Source organism: Enterobacter sp. BIDMC 27, assembly GCF_000534415.1.
Classification (GTDB): Bacteria; Pseudomonadota; Gammaproteobacteria; order Enterobacterales; family Enterobacteriaceae; genus Enterobacter; species Enterobacter hormaechei_C.
Genome location: NZ_KI973178.1, coordinates 813,535 through 832,815, shown reverse-complemented (window position 1 = coordinate 832,815; position 19,281 = coordinate 813,535). Strand labels below are relative to the sequence as shown.

Genomic DNA, 19,281 nt, shown 5'->3' with positions numbered 1-19,281 from the left:
CGAGAGCAACCATGAGCCATAACGACACTATCGTCGCCCAGGCAACCCCACCGGGACGCGGTGGTGTAGGCATTCTGCGCATCTCCGGCCTGAAGGCGCGTGAGGTGGCCGAAGCGGTGCTGGGTAAACTGCCAAAGCCGCGCTACGCTGATTATCTGCCGTTTAAGGATGCCGACGGCACACCGCTGGACCAGGGCATCGCGCTGTGGTTCCCCGGCCCAAACTCCTTTACCGGCGAAGATGTGCTGGAGCTTCAGGGTCACGGCGGCCCGGTGATCCTCGACCTGCTGTTAAAACGTATTCTGACCCTGCCTGGCCTGCGCATTGCAAAGCCGGGTGAGTTCTCCGAGCGTGCTTTCCTCAACGATAAGCTCGACCTGGCGCAGGCCGAGGCGATTGCTGATCTGATCGACGCCAGTTCCGAACAGGCAGCCCGCTCCGCGCTGAACTCGTTGCAGGGGGCATTTTCCGCACGCGTGAATCACCTTGTGGAAGCACTTACTCACCTGCGAATCTATGTCGAAGCGGCTATCGACTTCCCGGACGAGGAGATCGACTTCCTCTCAGACGGTAAAATTGAAGCTCAGCTCAATCAGGTGATGAACGATCTCGATGCCGTTCGCGCCGAAGCGCGCCAGGGCAGCCTGCTACGTGAAGGAATGAAGGTGGTGATTGCTGGTCGCCCCAATGCCGGAAAATCGAGCCTGCTGAACGCCCTGGCGGGCCGTGAAGCGGCGATCGTGACCGACATAGCCGGCACCACCCGCGATGTCCTGCGCGAGCATATCCATATCGACGGCATGCCGCTGCACATCATCGACACCGCTGGCCTGCGCGATGCGAGCGATGAAGTCGAGCGTATCGGTATCGAACGCGCCTGGCAGGAGATCGAGCAGGCCGACCGCGTGCTGTTTATGGTGGACGGCACCACAACCGACGCCGTTGACCCGGCTGAAATCTGGCCAGACTTTATCGCCCGTCTCCCGGCTAAACTGCCGATCACCGTGGTCCGCAACAAGGCCGACGTTACCGGCGAAACGCTGGGCATCAGCGATGTGAATGGTCACTCACTTATTCGCCTGTCGGCCCGTACCGGTGAAGGCGTGGAAGCCCTGCGTAGCCATCTCAAACAGAGCATGGGCTTCGACACCAGTATGGAGGGCGGCTTCCTGGCACGTCGTCGTCACTTGCAGGCGCTGGAAGAGGCGGCTCGCCACCTTGAGCAGGGTAAAGCCCAGCTGATCGGCGCGTGGGCCGGTGAACTGCTGGCGGAAGAGCTGCGTCTGGCGCAGCAGAACCTGAGCGAGATCACCGGGGAGTTTACGTCGGACGATTTGCTGGGACGGATTTTCTCGAGCTTCTGCATTGGTAAGTAATTCCCATTAATACAGGGTGATTTCCTCCAGGGAAATCACCATTGTCCAAATGGCAACTCGCTTAATCCCTCCACGCCCCCTATCCTGCTTGCCTGCATCTATGGGGGATTTATGGCTCGTTTTCTGTTCTGTAGTTTTGCGCTGGTTCTGCTGTATCCGGCCGGCATTGATATGTATCTGGTGGGGCTACCGCATATTGCCCGCGATCTGGGCGCCAGCGAGGCGCAGCTGCACATCGCGTTTTCGGCCTACCTCGCGGGAATGGCGTCGTCGATGGTATTTGCCGGGAAAATCGCGGATAAAGCAGGCCGTCAGCCCGTCGCCATTACGGGTGCAGTTATCTTTGCGCTGGCATCAGTACTGTCTTCAGTAGCTCAGGAAAGCACAATGTTCCTGTCAGGCCGTTTTATCCAGGGCATTGGCGCGGGTGGCTGTTACGTGGTGGCGTTTGCTATTCTTCGCGATACCTTAAGCGCCCAGCGCCGCGCTAAAGTGCTGTCGATGCTGAACGGCATTACCTGCATCATCCCGGTGCTGGCACCGGTTGTAGGCTACCTGATTATGCTTAAATTTCCGTGGCAGAGTCTTTTCTGGACCATGGCCGCAATGGGCGCCATCGTCTTTATCCTGTCCGTGACGGTGCTGAAAGAGACCCATCCCGGTTCGCAACAGCCATATCACACCGCAACCCTCCATCCGGCTGAAAAGCTGATGAATCGCTTTTTCCTGAGTCGGCTGACAATCACCACGCTTAGCGTGGCGGTGATCCTCACCTATGTAAACGTTTCCCCGGTGTTGCTGATGGAGACGATGGGCTTCGATCGCGGTGAGTATTCGACGGTGATGGCGCTAACCGCGATGGTGAGCATGGCGGTTTCATTCTCCACGCCCTTTGCGCTCAACATCTTCCGCCAGCGCACGCTGATGCTCACCTCACAGACGCTGTTCCTCGCCGCAGGCGTGATCCTGGCGACCGCCACCTCACACGCTGTAATGCTGGTGGGCATTACTCTGATCTGCGCCGGATTCTCCGTCGGCTTTGGTGTGGCGATGAGTCAGGCACTTGGCCCGTTTTCATTGCGGGCAGGCGTGGCAAGCTCGGTGCTGGGCATTGCGCAGGTCTGCGGTTCGTCACTATGGATTTGGCTGGCGGCGGTGATCGGCCTTAACGCGCTGAATATGCTGATCGGGGTTCTGATTGGCTGTAGCATACTCTGCATTACCTTACTTATGGTCATCCAGCCCGCGGCGCACTATGAAGAAGCCCATCAGCAGTCTCGATCTTAATCTTTTACTTTGCCTGCAACTTTTGTTGCAGGAGCGCAGCGTCACCAAAGCCGCGAAGCGGATGAACGTGACGCCGTCCGCGGTGAGTAAATCGCTGGCGAAGCTGCGCGACTGGTTCGACGATCCGCTGTTTGTGAAAACGCCTTTAGGGCTATTGCCCACGCCGCTGACGGTGAGTCTGGAACAGGATTTGGCCGACTGGATGCAGATTGGCAACCAGATCCTCGATAAATTCCACCATAGCTCTCCTGGCGGGCTTAAGTTTGTGCTCGCCGCCGAAACACCGCTGATGCTGATCCGCTTTAATACCCTGCTGGAGCAGGTGAATGAACGCTACCCACAGGCGACGGTGAAGCTGCGCCAATGGGATTACGATTCGCTGGACGCCATTACGCGCGGAGAAGTGGATCTGGGCTTCACCGGGCGTGAAACGCACCCTCGCTCGCGCGAACTGCTAAAGCTGATGCCGTGGTTTATCGACTACGAAATCCTGTTCAGTGACCGTCCGTGCGTGTATTTGCGCGAGGATCATCCCGCGCTCCAGGAAGTGTGGGATCTGGAGACGTTTCTGCGCTACCCGCATATCAGCATCTTCTGGGAACGCAGCGACACCTGGGCGCTCGACGAGGTGCTAAGAGAGATGGGTCGGGAGCGTAACATCGCCATGAGTTTGCCCGGTTTTGAACAGTCGATGTTTATGGCGGCCCAGCCGGATCACAACTACATTGCCACTGCGCCGCACTACTGCCATCACTACAATCAACTCCACCAGCGTAATCTGGTCTGTCTGCCCATTCCCATCGATGAGGCGCAGGCAGAAAAGCTCACCGTCCCCTTCACGCTGATCTGGCATAAACGGAACAGCCATAATCCGAAAATCCTCTGGCTGCGCGAGACGATCAAAGCGCTGTATACCGCACCAGGTCAGGTTTTTGCCTAAGATAATGTAAAGTTCGGTGCTCAGGCTTCTCTTATTTCCATTTACTGATTAAAACAGAAGCTGAGTTAAGCGATAATCATGTAACCGTTTAACCGACTACGACCATTATCAAGGAGCGAAAAATGGCTACGCACTTTGCACGAGGAACATTAACGGAAGGGCATCTCGTATCGGCCAGACTTTCTTCAGCCTGTCACAATGAGGCGCTCAAACTACCTGAACACCGCAGGACGCGGTTTTTAGCTTCCAGAGCGCTCCTCGCAGAACTGCTTTTTATGCTGTACGGCACCAGCGAATTACCGGACATACTCACCCAGCCAGAAGGTCGTCCGGTTTTTGCGGACCCGGCACTCCCCCATTTTTCCATTGCGTACACCGGCAACATTGTTGGCGTCGCGCTGACGACGGAAGGTGATTGCGGCCTGGATATGGAGCTACAACGCGTCACGCGCAGCTTCCATGGTGCTAACGCGCTCGATGAATACCCGCTCTCCAGCAATGAAAAGCTGTGGATACGTAACCAGAACGACCCCGTTGAAGCCAGAGCGCAGCTCATCACCCTTCGCCAGAGCATCCGCAAACTGAGCGGCGCGGCGTCAGACGACGCCAGCCTGTTGCAGCTGCTCCCCGGCTCCGGACGCCTGCGCGCGACAAAAGCCTCGCTGGTAGAGGCGCTCTGCGACGCTGAGGACGTACTGATCTGGTCCGTTGCGGTGACCCCCGCCATCGAACGGCTGAAAATCTGGGAGTTTGACAGCACTCGCGGTTGGCGTAGTCTTCCGGATGTACCTGAGCGCGCCAACGAGCCCGCCGCGCGCCTGATGCGATTAACCAGTTTACCGGCAGAAAAAGCATACACCCATAGCTGATCCGTCCAGGATCATCATGATGAAACAGGAGTAATCATGTCTGATACGTTGAAAGTTGTTACGTTACTGGGAAGCCTGCGCAAAGGTTCTTTTAACGGGATGGTTGCCCGTACGCTGCCGCAGCTGGCGCCTGCGGGAATGGAGATCAGTGACCTGCCGTCCATTGGCGACATCCCGCTTTATGATGCTGACGTTCAGCAGGAAGAAGGGTTCCCGCAGGGTGTGGAAGCGATAGCCGAGCAAATCCGTCAGGCTGACGGCGTGGTGATTGTGACGCCTGAGTATAACTACTCGGTGCCGGGTGGTCTGAAGAACGCCATTGACTGGCTGTCCCGTTTACCGGAGCAGCCGCTGTCTGGTAAACCTGTGCTGATCCAGACCAGCTCAATGGGCGCCATCGGCGGCGCGCGCTGCCAGTATCACCTGCGTCAGATCCTGGTGTTCCTGGATGCGATGGTGATGAACAAGCCGGAATTTATGGGCGGCGTGATTCAGAACAAGGTCGACCCGCAGACGGGTGAAGTGGTGGATCAGAGTACGCGTGACCATCTCTCTGGCCAGCTGACCGCGTTTGGGGATTATATTAAGCGGGTGAAGGCCTGATAAAAAAGCCCGGTGGCGCTAGCGCTTACCGGGCCTACACTCGTCAGTAGGTCAGGTAAGCGAAGCGCCACCTGACACCACAAACCGCACCTCAGTGCGCGTCAATAAACACAATCTTCAGCACAAACAGCAGCGCCACAACGATCACGCACGGGCTGAGCTCGCGGAAGCGGCCGGTACCGACCTTCATCACGCAGTAAGAGATAAAGCCCAGCGCGATACCTTCGGTAATCGAGAAGCTGAACGGCATCATGACTGCGGTAATAAACGCCGGAACGGCTTCCGTCAAATCTTCCCACTTCACGCGCGCCAGGCTGGACGTCATCAGAACGCCTACGTAGATCAGCGCGCCTGCGGCCGCATACGGTGGGACCATCCCCGCCAGCGGAGACAGGAAAATCACCAGCAGGAACAGAAGGCCCACTACTACCGCCGTCAGGCCGGTACGACCGCCAACGGAGACGCCCGAAGAGGACTCAATGTAAGCGGTCACAGAGGAGGTCCCGATGAAAGAACCGGCAACGGAGGAGACGCTATCCACAAACAGCGCCTGCTTCATGCGCGGGAATTTACCTTTCTCATCCGCCAGACCGGCTTTATCGGTCACGCCGATCAGCGTACCGGAGGAGTCAAACAGGTTCACCAGCATGAAGGAGAAAATCACGCCCGCCAGACCGAGGTTAAACGACCCAGCCAGATCCACGTGACCAATAACGGTAGAGACGCTCGGTGGCGCTGAGACGATACCGTGGAACTGTACATCGCCCAGCATCCAGCCCAGCAGCGTGGTGACCACGATGGACACCAGCACCGCCGCGTGAATATTGCGGGACGCGAGGATGGCGATGATAAAGAAGCCCAGCACGCCCAGCAGCACGCTGTGAGAGGTCAGGTTGCCGATGCTCACCAGCGTTTCCGGGTTCGCCACGATAACGCCAGCGTTTTTCAGACCCATCATGCCGATGAACAGGCCGATACCGCTGGTGATGCCCACGCGCAGGCTCACCGGGATATTGGCAATCATCCAGTAGCGCACGCGGAAGATGGTCAGCAGCAGCAGGCCAACAGCGCCCCAGAAGATAGCGCCCATGCCAACCTGCCACGGCAGGCCCATCGCCTGAACGACCACGAACGCGAAGAAGGCATTCAGACCCATTGCCGGGGCGAGCGCCACAGGCAGGTTAGCGAACACGCCCATCAGAATGCTGCCAAGCGCAGCAATCAGGCAGGTAGTCACAAAGACGGCGCTGGTATCCATGCCAGCAACGCCCAGAATTTGCGGGTTAACAAAAACGATATACACCATCGTCAGGAAGGTGGTGAAACCGGCGATCACTTCGGTGCGTGCCGTTGTGCCGTGCTCGCGCAGTTTGAACACGCGCTCAAGCAGACCCTGACCAGATGTCTGGGTAGTGTGTTGTTGACTCATCATCAATTTCCGAACAAGGAGGGAAAATTCGTCGCTATCCTATACCAAAATGCGACAATAGTGGCGGTTATGAGATACTTTTTTCATTGATTTTGCTTATACGGCAACGATTGCGTCTCGTTAAACTGCCGTACGAAAACGTTAAACTTGTTAAAAGGGAAAGGCATGTCCGGAATTGAAGCGGTATTTTTCGACTGTGACGGTACGCTGGTCGACAGTGAGGTCATTTGTTCCCGCGCGTATGTCGCCATGTTCCAGGAATTTGGTATTACGCTCGATCTCGAAGAGGTGTTTAAACGCTTTAAGGGCGTGAAGCTGTACGAGATCATCGACATCATTAACGAAGAGCACGGGGTGGATCTGGTGAAAGCGGATCTGGAACCGGTGTACCGCGCCGAGGTCGCACGCCTCTTCGACGCCGAGCTGGAAGTTATCGCCGGCGCTAACGCGCTGCTGGATGCGATGACGGTGCCGATCTGCGTAGTCTCTAACGGCCCGGTCAGCAAAATGCAGCACTCGCTCGGCAAGCTGGAGATGTTGCACCACTTCCCGGAAAAACTGTTCAGCGGCTACGATATCCAGCGCTGGAAGCCCGATCCGGCGCTGATGTTCCACGCGGCGAAGGCGATGAACGTCAACGTGGAGAACTGCATTCTGGTGGATGACTCATCTGCGGGCGCACAGTCGGGGATTGATGCGGGGATGGAGGTGTTTTACTTCTGCGCCGATCCGCACAACAAGCCGATCGATCATCCAAAAGTGACGACCTTTACCGATCTGGCGCAGTTGCCAGCGTTGTGGAAGGCGCGCGGGTGGGATATTACGCGTTGAATTAACGTAGGGCGGGTAAGCGTTAGCGCCACCCGCCACACACATTACTCTTTCGGATCTTTGCCTGCCAGCAGCTTGTCCAGCTCGTCGCCGCCCACGTGTCGGAAATCCTGCCCCTTCACGAAGTAGAAGATGTATTCGCAAATGTTCTGGCAACGGTCACCGATACGCTCGATGGATCGCGCGCAGAACAGCGCGGTCAGTACGCTTGGAATGGTACGAGAATCTTCCATCATGTAGGTCATCAGCTGACGCACAATGCCTTCGTATTCCTGGTCAACTTTCTTGTCTTCACGGTAGATACGGACCGCTTCGTCCAGATCCATGCGCGCGAAAGCGTCCAGCACGTCGTGCAGCATCTGCACGGTGTGGCGCCCGAGAGACTCCAGGCTCACCAGCAGCGGCTGGTGCTGCTGGGAGAATTTCTCCAGCGCGGTACGGCAGATTTTATCCGCCACGTCACCGATACGCTCCAGCTCGGCGATGGTTTTGATGATCGCCATCACCAGACGCAGGTCGCTCGCCGTCGGCTGACGCTTCGCAATGATGCGCACGCAGGCTTCGTCGATGGCGACTTCCATCATATTGACGTTGTGGTCGCCTTCAATAACGCGCTTCGCCAGCTCGCTGTCCTGGTTGTGCATCGCCGTGATCGCGTCAGAAAGCTGCTGCTCGACCATGCCGCCCATGGTCATCACCTGGGTGCGAATGCTTTCCAGCTCTGCGTTAAACTGGCCGGAAATGTGTTTATTAAGATTGAGGTTGTCCATGGTTTCTCCACATGCACTAAGGCAAATCAACCGTAGCGGCCAGTAATATAATCTTCGGTTTGTTTCTTCGCCGGACGAGTGAACAGCGCGTCCGTATCGCTGAACTCAATCAACTCGCCCAGGTACATAAACGCCGTGTGGTCAGAACAACGTGCAGCCTGCTGCATGTTGTGGGTCACGATCACCACGGTGTAATCCTGCTTCAGCTCGGTGATCAGCTCTTCGATACGCCCGGTTGAGATCGGGTCCAGGGCTGAGCACGGCTCATCCAGCAGCAAGACTTCCGGGCGAATGGCGATACCGCGCGCAATGCACAGACGCTGCTGCTGACCACCGGAGAGAGAGTACCCACTCTGGTGAAGTTTATCTTTGGTTTCGTTCCATAATGCGGCCTTGGTCAATGCCCACTGCACGCGCTCGTCCATATCCGCACGGGAGAGCTTCTCAAACAGACGCACACCAAAGGCGATGTTGTCATAGATCGACATCGGGAACGGCGTGGGTTTCTGGAATACCATCCCCACTTTCGCACGCAGCAGGGCGATATCCTGGGTATTGGTCAGGATGTTGTCACCGTCCAGCAGAATTTCACCTTCTGCGCGCTGCTCCGGATAGAGCGAATACATTTTGTTAAAGGTGCGCAGCAGCGTGGATTTGCCACAGCCGGACGGACCGATGAATGCCGTTACCTGGTTCTTTGCGATATCCAGGTTGATATTCTTCAGGGCATGGAATTTGCCGTAGTAGAAGTTCAAATCACGAACCTGAATCTTACCCGGGGCTGTATCAACCATACTCATTGACTCATTTCCTCATTCGGCGCCGCGAGCTGCCGCGCCGTAAAAATTTAACCGTGTTTCTTCTTCGCGAAAATGACGCGCGCCAGAATGTTCAGCAACAGTACGCAAAGGGTGATGATCAGCACCCCGGCCCAGGCCAGCTGCTGCCATTCCGCGAATGGGCTCATCGCAAATTTAAAGATCGTCACCGGCAGGTTGGCGATCGGCTGCATCATGTCCGTGCTCCAGAACTGATTGGAGAGGGCGGTAAACAGCAGCGGTGCGGTTTCACCGGCGATACGGGCGATAGCCAGCAGGATACCGGTCATGATCCCCGAGACGGACGCTTTCAGGGTGATAGCCGAAATCATCTTCCATTTAGGCGTACCCAGCGCGTAAGCCGCTTCACGCAGGCTGTCCGGCACCAGTTTCAGCATGTTTTCAGTGGTACGAATAACGATAGGCACCTGCAACAGCGCCAGCGCAATCACACCCGCCCAGCCGGAGAAGTGTTCCATTTGCGCCACCACGATGGTGTAAACAAACAGACCCACGACAATCGACGGGGCAGAAAGCAGAATGTCGTTAATGAAGCGGATGACTTCAGCGATCCAGGACTTGCGGCCATATTCCGCCAGATAGATACCCGCCATGATGCCCAACGGCGTACCGAAAACGGTCGCCCACAGGATCAGCAGGCCGCTGCCCGCCAGGGCGTTTGCCAGACCACCACCCGCCGTGTTCGGCGGCGGCGTCATCTCGGTGAACAGCGCCAGGGACATTCCATCAATACCCCGGGTGATGGTGGACATCAGGATCCAGATCAGCCAGAACAGGCCGAACGCCATCGTCGCCATGGAAAGCGTCAACGCAATGCGGTTTTTAATCCGGCGCTTTGACTGCATTTTGCGACGGGATTCCGCAAGCTGAGCGGTGTTTTGCATGTCGAGAGTCGCCATTAGCGTGCCCCCTCGTTTTTAGCCAGACGCATAATCATCAGCTTGGAGATAGCCAGCACAATAAAGGTGATAACAAACAGGATCAGGCCCAGTTCCATCAGCGCGGCGACGTGCAGCCCGGATTCCGCTTCGGCAAATTCGTTCGCCAGCGCAGAGGTAATACTGTTCCCCGGCATATAAAGCGAGGCGCTGTCGAGCTGGTAGGTGTTGCCGATGATAAAGGTGACCGCCATGGTTTCACCCAGCGCGCGGCCTAAGCCCAGCATAATGCCGCCAATCACCCCATTTTTGGTGAACGGAAGGACGATGCGCCAGATAACTTCCCAGGTGGTGCAGCCGATGCCGTAGGCGGACTCTTTCATCATCACCGGGGTTTGTTCGAAGACATCGCGCATGACCGCCGCAATGTACGGAATAATCATGATGGCGAGGATCACACCTGCCGCCAGAATACCGATACCGAATGCCGGGCCGGAGAACAGCGCCCCCACAAACGGAATGGCAGAGAGAACGTTACCGACCGGCTCCTGGAAGTACGTCGCAAACAGCGGCGCGAAGATAAACAGGCCCCACATGCCGTAAACGATACTTGGGATGGCCGCCAGCAGTTCAATGGCGATACCCAGCGGACGTCGCAGCCAGCCTGGCGCCAGTTCCGTCAGGAACAGGGCAATACCGAAGCTCACCGGAACCGCAATCAGCAGGGCGATAAAAGAGGTCACCAGCGTGCCGTAAATCGGCACCAGCGCACCGTAAATATCGTTCGGCGCATCCCACTCTTTGGTCCACAGGAAGGCGAAACCAAATTTTTGAATGCTCGGCCAGGAGGAGAAAATCAGGGACACGATAATGCCGCCCAGCAGCAATAGCACAATCAGCGCAGCCAGTTTCACCAGCGCGCTGAAAATCATGTCACCTTTTTTACCCGGAGGGTTAAATGCAGGCTTGGTTGCAGCCATAAATTACTCTTCTTTTTGAGACGTTTTTACGAATATGCCCGGTGGCGCTGACGCTTACCGGGCCTACAGAGTAAACCGTAGGGCGGGTAAGCGCAGCGCCACCCGCCATCTTCGTTAAATATATCCTGTTAGTACAGCGCTTTACCGCTGCTGTCTTTCACGTTGGTTTTCCATGCAGCACGGATCTGCTCAACCACGCTGTCTGGCAGGCTGGCGTAATCCAGATCGTTAGCCTGTTTGCCGCCATTTTTATATGCCCAGTCGAAGAACTTCAGCACTTCAGCACCCTGCTCAGGTTTCTTCTGCTCTTTGTGGACCAGAATGAAGGTGGTAGACGTGATAGGCCATGCATCGTCGCCTTTCTGGTTGGTCAGGTCCTGCGCGAAGGATTTGCTCCAGTCAGCGCCTTTCGCGGCGTTGGCGAAGTTCTCTTCGGTCGGGCTAACCGGTTTGCCGTCGGCAGAAACCAGTTTGGTGTAAGCCAGGTTGTTCTGCTTAGCGTAAGCGTATTCTACGTAACCGATGGAGCCTGGCAGACGCTGTACGAAGGCTGCGATACCGTCGTTGCCTTTACCGCCCAGACCGGTTGGCCAGTTAACGGTAGAGCCGGAACCGACTTTAGATTTCCACTCTTCGTTCACTTTCGCCAGGTAGCTGGTGAACACGAAAGAGGTACCAGAGCCGTCAGCACGACGAACCACCGCGATATTCTGCGAAGGCAGCTTAACGCCCGGGTTCAGCTTAGTGATGGCTTCGTCATCCCATTTTTTGATTTTGCCCAGGTAGATGTCACCCAGGGTTTTGCCGTCCAGCACCAGCTCGCCTGATTTCAGGCCAGGGATGTTAACAGCCAGCACAACGCCGCCGATCACGGTCGGGAACTGGAACAGGCCTTCCTGATTCAGTTTCTCATCAGACAGCGGAGCGTCGGATGCGCCGAAATCAACGGTATTCGCGGTAATTTGTTTTACGCCACCGGAGGAGCCGATACCCTGATAGTTGACCTTGTTACCGGTCTCTTTCTGGTAGGTATCCGCCCATTTGGCATACACCGGCGCAGGGAAGGTTGCACCAGCGCCAGTCAGGCTTGCTGCTGCAAAGGCAGAGAAAGCGCTCATTGATAAGGTCGCGGCGACAACAGTTGCGACAGTGGTACGCATAACTTTCATAATGTCTCCTGCAAGGATTTCGTAAATCATTGTTTAAGTGGCTACGATGAGCAAAATAGGACAAACAGGTGACAGATAAATGTACGAAATATGACAGTATTATGACAAAGCCAGCGATGGATGTAACCACATGAAAAATAAAGCCATTAATTCACAGCATGGTCATATTTTTGTCATCTTTTTTGCAATGAATCAGTTTTAGCGTAGCTGATATGACAACGGCTGTCATAAACAGCCGTTGTCATTTTAATGAGCGATTTCAATCGTCAGAGTTGCCGTTGCATTGAACTGGCCTGGTTTGGGCCTCGCTCCTGTCGCGCTGGCAGGCGCGCTTGAAAATGTCAGCGTGCCCAGCGTATCCCCCATGATGTCGGGAATTTTAGTCGTTTCCGCTTCAAGGGCACCGCCATTCGTATTCACTTCCCGATTATATTTATCGTAGACTTTAATTCCTACGTCTTCGTTGTCCGTCGCAATCATCGAATTATCAGAAGCCACGGCTGAGGCATGCAGGGTTGCGTCGAGCTTGTCGTAGAACATCATATTGGTGCATTTGATGTTCACGGTACGAGTGATTTTGCGATCGGTCAGCGCTTTCCCTTTAGTCGACGAAAACTCTGACGCCAGGATTTTATTGAAATCAAAAACTATGGCCTGCCCCTCATCAATCTCACAAGATTGAGGAACCGTCACTGTTCCCTGAACAATCACATCAGAAATAATCTCATTCGAGACGGTACGCGGGTCGATCGTGGCATAGATATTCGCCACCAGCGTAGCCGGGATCGTCATCACCCCGGTAAAGGCTTTTTTAACGTACAAATAGACCTGCCCCGAGCCGCCACTATAAAACGTGGTGGCGGAACTTACACCGCTGTGACATTGATAGGGTGTACCGGTTTTATTCGGCAGATGATCAAAAGGCACGGCCGTATAACCGACACCAAGTATGTAAACAAGCAGGCCGATATCAACGTTTTCATTCAGGTTAAAATAGGCGACATTGTTCCTGCTTCCCGCAGGCACCAGCGCCGGATTAACGACGCTGGTTATGTAGGTGTGATCGTAACTCTGATTCGGCCCGGTCAGACAATAGCAGGTACCTTTAAACGAGGTGTTGTTATTATTCACATTAATAAGCGTTGTCGTCCCGGCTATATTGTCCGTAATGGAAAACTGCTCTGTAAAATTGAGGTAGTTATGATATTTGCCATTGTCTGGCACACAATAACCGGTTGGGGCCGCATGCGCATAAAAGACGCAGGTCAGTAAGGCTAAAAGCCAGTATTGCAGTTTCATTTTAATCCTTTATCGACACGTGACGGGCATCTGCACCAGTCCAGCGTCAGGCTGTTGTTGAAGCGTGTATTCCGCCCGACAGGTTGCGCCGTCGTTTAGCGTCAACGTAAATTGCCCCTTTTCCGGCAGGCCTGAGAGATAGAGTTCGCCCTCTTCTCCGACAATGCCCGTAACGCTTCCGGTGTCCAGCGTTGCCGATCCCGTTGCCCCAAAAGGCGCAGGTTTGCCATTGCTGAGATGAACGCTGAAAAGGATGCGGTAGCCGATATGCGTAACGAATTCCGCTTTTACTACCGCTCCACGGGTGGGAACCAGATTCTGGACGCTTTTTTCCAGTTCAACATTGCCAGAGGCAAAGTCGCTGTCGCCAATTGCGATACGATTTTCATCATAGGGTGACAGCTGCGTTTTTACGGTGTAGCCGCGCCAGTCCGTCGCGACACCGCTGCTGTTTTCCACCGCCAGGCCCGCCGCTCCTGGAGCTTTCACCAGCGCGACGGTTTCTCCCATTTCCTGTGAGAAGGTGACACCTTCTGAATGCAGTAGAATGCCGCCGCTGACGCCATAATTGAGACTTCGGGTTTCGTTGCTCCAGGCATAGTTACCTTTCATGGAGCCATAAGCCGCGTCCCATGCCAGTCCCGCATTCCCCCCCGTACTGCCGCCACTTTCATCAACGGATTGCTGTATGTTCCAGTTCAAGTTGTTGTTCTGAAGCAGCCTTCCGTTCAGGCCTACCTGATGGGAGACGCTGTTTTTATTGTTGCCAGTAACGTTATAGTTGGCGTAGGTGTTCGGTAACCACTGGGAGAGCGGAAGCGAGAGTGACAGCATGAAAACGTGTTCGTTTTCGCCATCCTTTTCCCAGTCCCCATCGTGATGATTCGCAGTATCGGTATAGTTCCATGACGCATTCCACGTCATCTGTTTCCAGCTGTTGCTGTAACCAATCTGGATCAGCCGTTCAACGTTATCCGTTCGCCAGTACTGTTCACGGCTCAGCGTCAGGTAAATATTTCCATACCCCTGCGCAAAAGGTTGTGTCCACGTTCCCTCCAGACGGCTTCTGCGGTTACCCGTTTGCCAGAACGTCTCGCTATCGCTCCTGCGGGAAGCCCACTCATCCAGGGTATAAAATCCTTCCGTTGAATAGCGATAGCCTACTATTCGCAGGCTGGTATTACTTACATCGAACGTCTTGGAATAGAGAAAACGCCAGGATTGCCCCTGCTCCGTATCATCGACAAAACGAGACGCCGCATGGGTGACATCCATCGATATCGCCCCGATCTCGCCGAGATCCTGACCAATACCAGCCGCTATGGCAGTGTAATTCTCAGCTAACTGTGTGCCGCCATACAGCGTCATTCCCCCTTGCATGCCGCGTAAAAGCTGAGCCTGCAATAAATCAGGTGAATAGCGATCGCTGTTGTTCAGTTCGCCAATGCTGATATCAAAGTCCGTCTGGCCTTCCCGTCGCAATATCGCCAGGGAAGCATAAGGCTGCGTAAAATGCTGCTCACTACCGTCTTCTTCTTTGATCGTAACGTCGAGATCGCCCCCACTGCTGGTGGTGTTGAGATCGGTCAGGGCAAACGGCCCCTGAGGAACAGCAGATTGATAGATAATGTAGCCATTCTGACGAATGGTGACGACGGCATTACTTTTAGCAATGCCCCGGACGACGGGTGCGAAGCCGTTCAGACTATCCGGCAGCATGTCATTATCGGTGTACAGGCGCACGCCGCGCACCTGGCTGCTATCGAATAGATCATTTGCCGTCCAGGTATCCCCCATCATTATCTGGCTTCGCAGGCTGGCAATATCACGTTGTAAATACGTACTCGCAGAATGATAACTGCCGTTGCTGTTTACCGCATTGAGGGTGCTGTAGTTGCGAAGTCGCCAGCTGCCAAGGTTAATACCGCTACGCATGTTCAGATAATACAGATCGTCACTGTCATAGTCTGATTTCAACGTCTGGGTGGTTGAAAAATCATAATTCACCATCAGGGCATTAATACCCTGATCCCAGCGTGAAGGCGGAATAGCGTCACGCGCTGAAGAATCCATATAAATCTGCGGGATAGAGACCCGTAACGCGAGCTTTTCGTCATCCAGAACCCATGTAGCTCCCGTAAGCGGGGGAACGGGCTCGCAGCGGCTGGTGTTAATCGTAGCCAGTGCTTTTATGGCATCCACTTTTATGCCAAACGTAGCCAGCGTATTTTTTAAGTCGCGGAAACAGGGCTGGAGTGCGCTCTCGTTGTTTGTTCGAAAAAAATGGATTTCACGGCGCTCAAAAAAGCGCTCGTTGATATAAATATCAACCTGATAATCCCCTTCAGGGAGATTATCGGGCCGGCTAAACTGACTGATATCAATGTCGACCGGATGTTCAAGTTCTAACAATCGTGAGTTAAAGGTTTCACCAGCAGCGTGCCCGGAATACGTGCCGCTGACCCACAGCGACACCAGGGATAACATAAAATAGATGCGCTTCAACGTTAACCATCTCGCCTGAGTCAAAGGGGGTATTTGATGACGTCGCTTATCGCGCCATAATCATTGATGCTATGCCAGGTGAGTGTCTTACCCGCGACGCCAGCGGGTAAGGGAATGTTGAGCGTCTCAAAGGGCTTAATCATCGCCAAATCCAGCGGTTTGCCGTCTACAGCAACATCAATAACGTTGATATGGATAGCCGTAGGATTATTAACCACCAGGGTATTGCCTTGTTTGCGCCAGATGACTTTTAGGCTGGCGGTTTCAGGCTTTTCAGTAATGCTGGCAGGGCGCCAGAATAACTTAATGCGCGTTTTAATCGCGATTTCCAGCTTGCTGTTCTGTTTGTCCGGCGTTGGAGGGATATTCTTAACATTCAGCCAAAAGACAGATTCCCGCTCGGTGGGTAAATCGCCTTTTGTTTTAATAATGCGCAATACGCGCTCCTGTTTTGGCTCCAGCCTTGAAACAGGAGGAATAACGGTAAACGGTGGTTTCGTTTTCTCTGTGGCTAAAAAAGGATCAATCCATGCCTGAATCAGATAGGGTAAGGAAGTATCATTATTAATTACAGAAATAGTGGTATCTGTTTTATTGCTGGGGAAAATAACCCGCGTACCACCGATAATAATCCCACCCCAGGAGGGAGAGGCACACACGACTAAAAAGAGAATAATAAAAATGTCGATAAAACGCCTGCGCATATCATATCCTGTGACAGGCCTGCGAGGTTTCGCTGTCCATTAGACGTAAAGAAACCTGCCTTGCCAGGCCTGATTATATTTCGGAAAGCTAGAGGTTAATTACTGTAAGTGATAGTAAATTCAGAATCCGCATTTGCCACACCAGGCGTTACGGTTGCGGAGGTAGCAATATAGCGAGCCATGAACGGCAGTGTCGCCTTGCCATCAGCGTCGATATCTGCACTGACTGACTGGTTGTAGAGCTTCAGCAAGGTGTTGTCAGCACGGTTGTAGATGGCAACGGCAACCCCTGTAGCTCCACCAGCGTTCAGTTTAAGGTAACCGTCTCCATCTTCTGTACCATCAAAGCGAGCGGTGGCTTTTTTATATGTATCAGGGCAATTTTCAAGATCGATCTGGAAAGCCTGTACGGAAGCCGTCGAGCCTGCACCAGAAAAGGCGGATTTATTGACTTTACCAAGGTCAACGGTTTGAGTTTGTGTTGGCGCAGTAACCTCACAGGTGCTGTCAATAATTTCGCCTGTAAAGTGTACAGTACCATTGCCGTTCCCCGCGTGCGCCTGCCAACCTAAAAGCAAAGATGAGCAAACTAATGCGCTTTTAAAAAGTTTTCCATTCATTATGACATTATCCTGAAGTTATGAATAATCATGTTTCATTATTAAAACAAATATTGCCGAACCATCCCGGCCAGGAAATAGTAAACTGAAAAATGAAAATAACAAGGAGAAATAATATTGTATTAATTATTACTGATGGAATAAGAGAATAAACATAAGCGTTTTATTACTTAATATAATTTTATATCACACAGAAAAGTCGACACACTGTAATTAGTTTTTATTTAATAAGAAGTGGGAAACTTTATTTTTCAGAAAATATTTATGTTTTGATATAAAAATAACCCCGTAATCATAAATTAACGGGGTTATTCCTAAGTGATATATAATATTATTCTACGGTAACAGACTTCGCCAGATTTCGCGGCTGGTCAACGTCGGTGCCTTTGATCAGCGCGACGTGATAAGCCAGCAGTTGCAGCGGAACGGTATAGAAGATCGGCGCAATCACCTCTTCCACATGCGGCATCTCGATGATGTGCATGTTGTCGCTGCTGGCGAAACCGGCGTCTTTATCCGCAAAGACGTACAGAACACCACCACGGGCGCGCACTTCTTCGATGTTAGATTTCAGTTTTTCCAGCAGTTCGTTGTTCGGTGCCACCACGATAACCGGCATATCCGCGTCGATCAGCGCCAGCGGGCCATGTTTCAGTTCACCTGCCGCGTAAGCTTCAGCGTGAATGTAAGAGATCTCTTTCAGCTTCAGTGCGCCTTCCAGCGCAATCGGATACTGATCGCCACGCCCCAGGAACAGGGAGTGATGTTTGTCAGAGAAATCTTCCGCCAGCGCCTCAATGCGTTTGTCCTGAGACAGCATCTGCTCGATACGGCTCGGCAGCGCCTGAAGGCCATGCACAATGTCGTGTTCAACGGAGGCATCCAGACCTTTCAGACGCGCCAGTTTCGCCACCAGCATCAGCAGAACGGTTAACTGAGTGGTAAACGCCTTGGTGGAAGCCACGCCAATTTCAGTACCGGCTTTGGTCATCAGCGCCAGATCGGATTCACGTACCAGCGAAGAGCCCGGCACGTTACAGATGGCCAGCGAGCCCAGGTAACCCAACTCTTTAGACAGACGCAGCGCCGCCAGGGTATCAGCCGTTTCGCCAGACTGAGAAAGGGTGATCATCAGGCTGTTACGACGCACCGCAGATTTGCGGTAGCGGAACTCAGACGCGATTTCCACATCACACGGCACGCCCGCCAGGGATTCAAACCAGTAGCGCGAGACCATACCGGAGTTATAAGAGGTACCGCAGGCCACGATCTGAATGTGCTCGACTTTGCCCAGCAGTTCGTTGGCATTGGCGCCCAGCTCGCTCAGATCCACTTCGCCGTGGCTGATGCGCCCGGTCAGGGTGTTTTTAATGGCGTTTGGCTGTTCGTAGATCTCTTTCTGCATGTAGTGACGGTAAGCACCTTTGTCGCCCGCGTCGTATTGCAGGTTTGATTCGATCTCCTGACGCTTAACCTGCTCGCCTTTCGTGTCGAATACGGTCACGCTGCGACGTGTCACCTCGGCAATGTCTCCCTCTTCCAGGAAGATAAAGCGACGGGTAACCGGCAGCAGCGCCAGCTGGTCGGAAGCGATAAAGTTTTCACCCATACCCAGACCAATCACCATCGGACTACCGGAACGCGCGGCCAGCAGCGTGGACGGGTCGCGGGAATCCATGATCACCGTACCGTAAGCACCACGCAGCTGAGGGATAGCGCGCAGCACCGCATCACGCAGTGTACCGCCCTTTGCCAGCTCCCAGTGCACCAGGTGAGCAATCACTTCGGTGTCGGTTTCAGAGACGAAGGTATAGCCGCGCGCTTTCAGTTCTTCACGCAGCGGTTCGTGGTTTTCGATAATGCCGTTATGCACCACCACAATGTGTTCAGACACATGCGGGTGTGCGTTGCCTTCAGATGGCTCACCGTGGGTCGCCCAGCGGGTATGTGCAATACCGGTGCCACCGTGCAGCGGATGTTCTTCCGCAGCCTGGGCCAGCATCTGCACTTTACCGAGACGACGCAGACGGGTCATATGACCTTCTGCATCGACCACAGCCAGACCGGCTGAGTCGTAACCACGGTATTCCAGACGACGTAAACCTTCGAGAAGGATTTCAGCAATATCACGCTGCGCAACTGCGCCAACAATTCCACACATAGTTAGATTTCCTGATTATGG

The 19,281-nt window shown here is 53.9% G+C and carries 17 protein-coding genes; 6 read left to right on the top strand and 11 right to left on the bottom strand.

Features of this window, described 5'->3' with window-relative positions:
* The first annotated feature begins 11 nt into the window (after nt 1-11).
* From mnmE to L463_RS18570, 5 genes are all read left to right on the top strand, one after another.
* Nucleotides 12-1,376 (top strand): tRNA uridine-5-carboxymethylaminomethyl(34) synthesis GTPase MnmE, encoded by a 1,365-nt coding sequence (gene mnmE, locus L463_RS18550; RefSeq protein ID WP_015570136.1) that lies wholly within the window; start codon nt 12-14, stop codon nt 1,374-1,376.
* 111 nt (nt 1,377-1,487) lie between these two features.
* Complete coding sequence (locus L463_RS18555; protein WP_032103313.1) at nt 1,488-2,663, top strand: MFS transporter; 1,176 nt, start codon at nt 1,488-1,490, stop codon at nt 2,661-2,663.
* Nucleotides 2,632-3,603 (top strand): HTH-type transcriptional regulator YidZ, encoded by a 972-nt coding sequence (gene yidZ, locus L463_RS18560; RefSeq protein WP_006808760.1) that lies wholly within the window; start codon nt 2,632-2,634, stop codon nt 3,601-3,603. Before L463_RS18555 ends, yidZ begins: the two co-directional genes overlap by 32 nt.
* A gap of 122 nt (nt 3,604-3,725) precedes the next feature.
* Nucleotides 3,726-4,472, top strand: a complete 747-nt coding sequence (locus L463_RS18565; RefSeq protein WP_032103312.1) for a 4'-phosphopantetheinyl transferase family protein — start codon at nt 3,726-3,728, stop codon at nt 4,470-4,472.
* Nucleotides 4,473-4,508: 36 nt separating this feature from the next.
* Complete coding sequence (locus L463_RS18570) at nt 4,509-5,075, top strand: NADPH-dependent FMN reductase (RefSeq protein WP_032103310.1); 567 nt, start codon at nt 4,509-4,511, stop codon at nt 5,073-5,075.
* 91 nt (nt 5,076-5,166) lie between these two features.
* Here the strand turns inward: L463_RS18570 and adeP are convergent, their stop codons facing one another.
* On the bottom strand, nt 5,167-6,504 hold the full coding sequence (adeP, locus tag L463_RS18575) for an adenine permease AdeP (protein WP_139152767.1): 1,338 nt from the start codon (nt 6,502-6,504) through the stop codon (nt 5,167-5,169).
* Between the two features lie 165 nt (nt 6,505-6,669).
* Here adeP and yieH point away from each other — a divergent pair, with 165 nt between their 5' ends.
* Nucleotides 6,670-7,335, top strand: a complete 666-nt coding sequence (gene yieH, locus L463_RS18580) for a 6-phosphogluconate phosphatase (RefSeq protein ID WP_017383705.1) — start codon at nt 6,670-6,672, stop codon at nt 7,333-7,335.
* Nucleotides 7,336-7,379: 44 nt separating this feature from the next.
* On the opposite strand, the gene phoU is transcribed toward yieH, so the two are convergent.
* The 10 genes from phoU to glmS form a co-directional block, all read right to left on the bottom strand.
* Nucleotides 7,380-8,105, bottom strand: coding sequence for a phosphate signaling complex protein PhoU (gene phoU / locus L463_RS18585; RefSeq protein WP_003861153.1), 726 nt, complete (start codon nt 8,103-8,105; stop codon nt 7,380-7,382).
* 26 nt (nt 8,106-8,131) lie between these two features.
* On the bottom strand, nt 8,132-8,905 hold the full coding sequence (gene pstB / locus L463_RS18590; protein ID WP_003861154.1) for a phosphate ABC transporter ATP-binding protein PstB: 774 nt from the start codon (nt 8,903-8,905) through the stop codon (nt 8,132-8,134).
* 47 nt (nt 8,906-8,952) lie between these two features.
* Complete coding sequence (pstA, locus tag L463_RS18595; protein WP_003861156.1) at nt 8,953-9,843, bottom strand: phosphate ABC transporter permease PstA; 891 nt, start codon at nt 9,841-9,843, stop codon at nt 8,953-8,955.
* Nucleotides 9,843-10,802 carry a phosphate ABC transporter permease PstC gene (pstC, locus tag L463_RS18600; RefSeq protein ID WP_015570141.1) on the bottom strand — a complete coding sequence of 320 codons (960 nt, stop codon included), beginning with the start codon at nt 10,800-10,802 and terminating at the stop codon, nt 9,843-9,845. Before pstC ends, pstA begins: the two co-directional genes overlap by 1 nt.
* Before the next feature lie 128 nt (nt 10,803-10,930).
* Nucleotides 10,931-11,971 (bottom strand): phosphate ABC transporter substrate-binding protein PstS, encoded by a 1,041-nt coding sequence (pstS, locus tag L463_RS18605; protein WP_017383706.1) that lies wholly within the window; start codon nt 11,969-11,971, stop codon nt 10,931-10,933.
* Nucleotides 11,972-12,217: 246 nt separating this feature from the next.
* On the bottom strand, nt 12,218-13,270 hold the full coding sequence (locus L463_RS18610; protein ID WP_017694034.1) for a fimbrial protein: 1,053 nt from the start codon (nt 13,268-13,270) through the stop codon (nt 12,218-12,220).
* 9 nt (nt 13,271-13,279) lie between these two features.
* Entirely contained in the window at nt 13,280-15,757 is a 2,478-nt protein-coding gene (locus L463_RS18615) for a fimbria/pilus outer membrane usher protein (RefSeq protein WP_032103306.1), read from the bottom strand.
* Nucleotides 15,758-15,795: 38 nt separating this feature from the next.
* Nucleotides 15,796-16,479, bottom strand: coding sequence for a fimbrial chaperone (locus tag L463_RS18620; RefSeq protein ID WP_023295653.1), 684 nt, complete (start codon nt 16,477-16,479; stop codon nt 15,796-15,798).
* Nucleotides 16,480-16,574: 95 nt separating this feature from the next.
* Nucleotides 16,575-17,099, bottom strand: a complete 525-nt coding sequence (locus L463_RS18625; protein ID WP_015570147.1) for a fimbrial protein — start codon at nt 17,097-17,099, stop codon at nt 16,575-16,577.
* Nucleotides 17,100-17,430: 331 nt separating this feature from the next.
* Entirely contained in the window at nt 17,431-19,260 is a 1,830-nt protein-coding gene (glmS, locus tag L463_RS18630) for a glutamine--fructose-6-phosphate transaminase (isomerizing) (RefSeq protein ID WP_015570148.1), read from the bottom strand.
* Between the last annotated feature and the right edge of the window lie 21 nt (nt 19,261-19,281).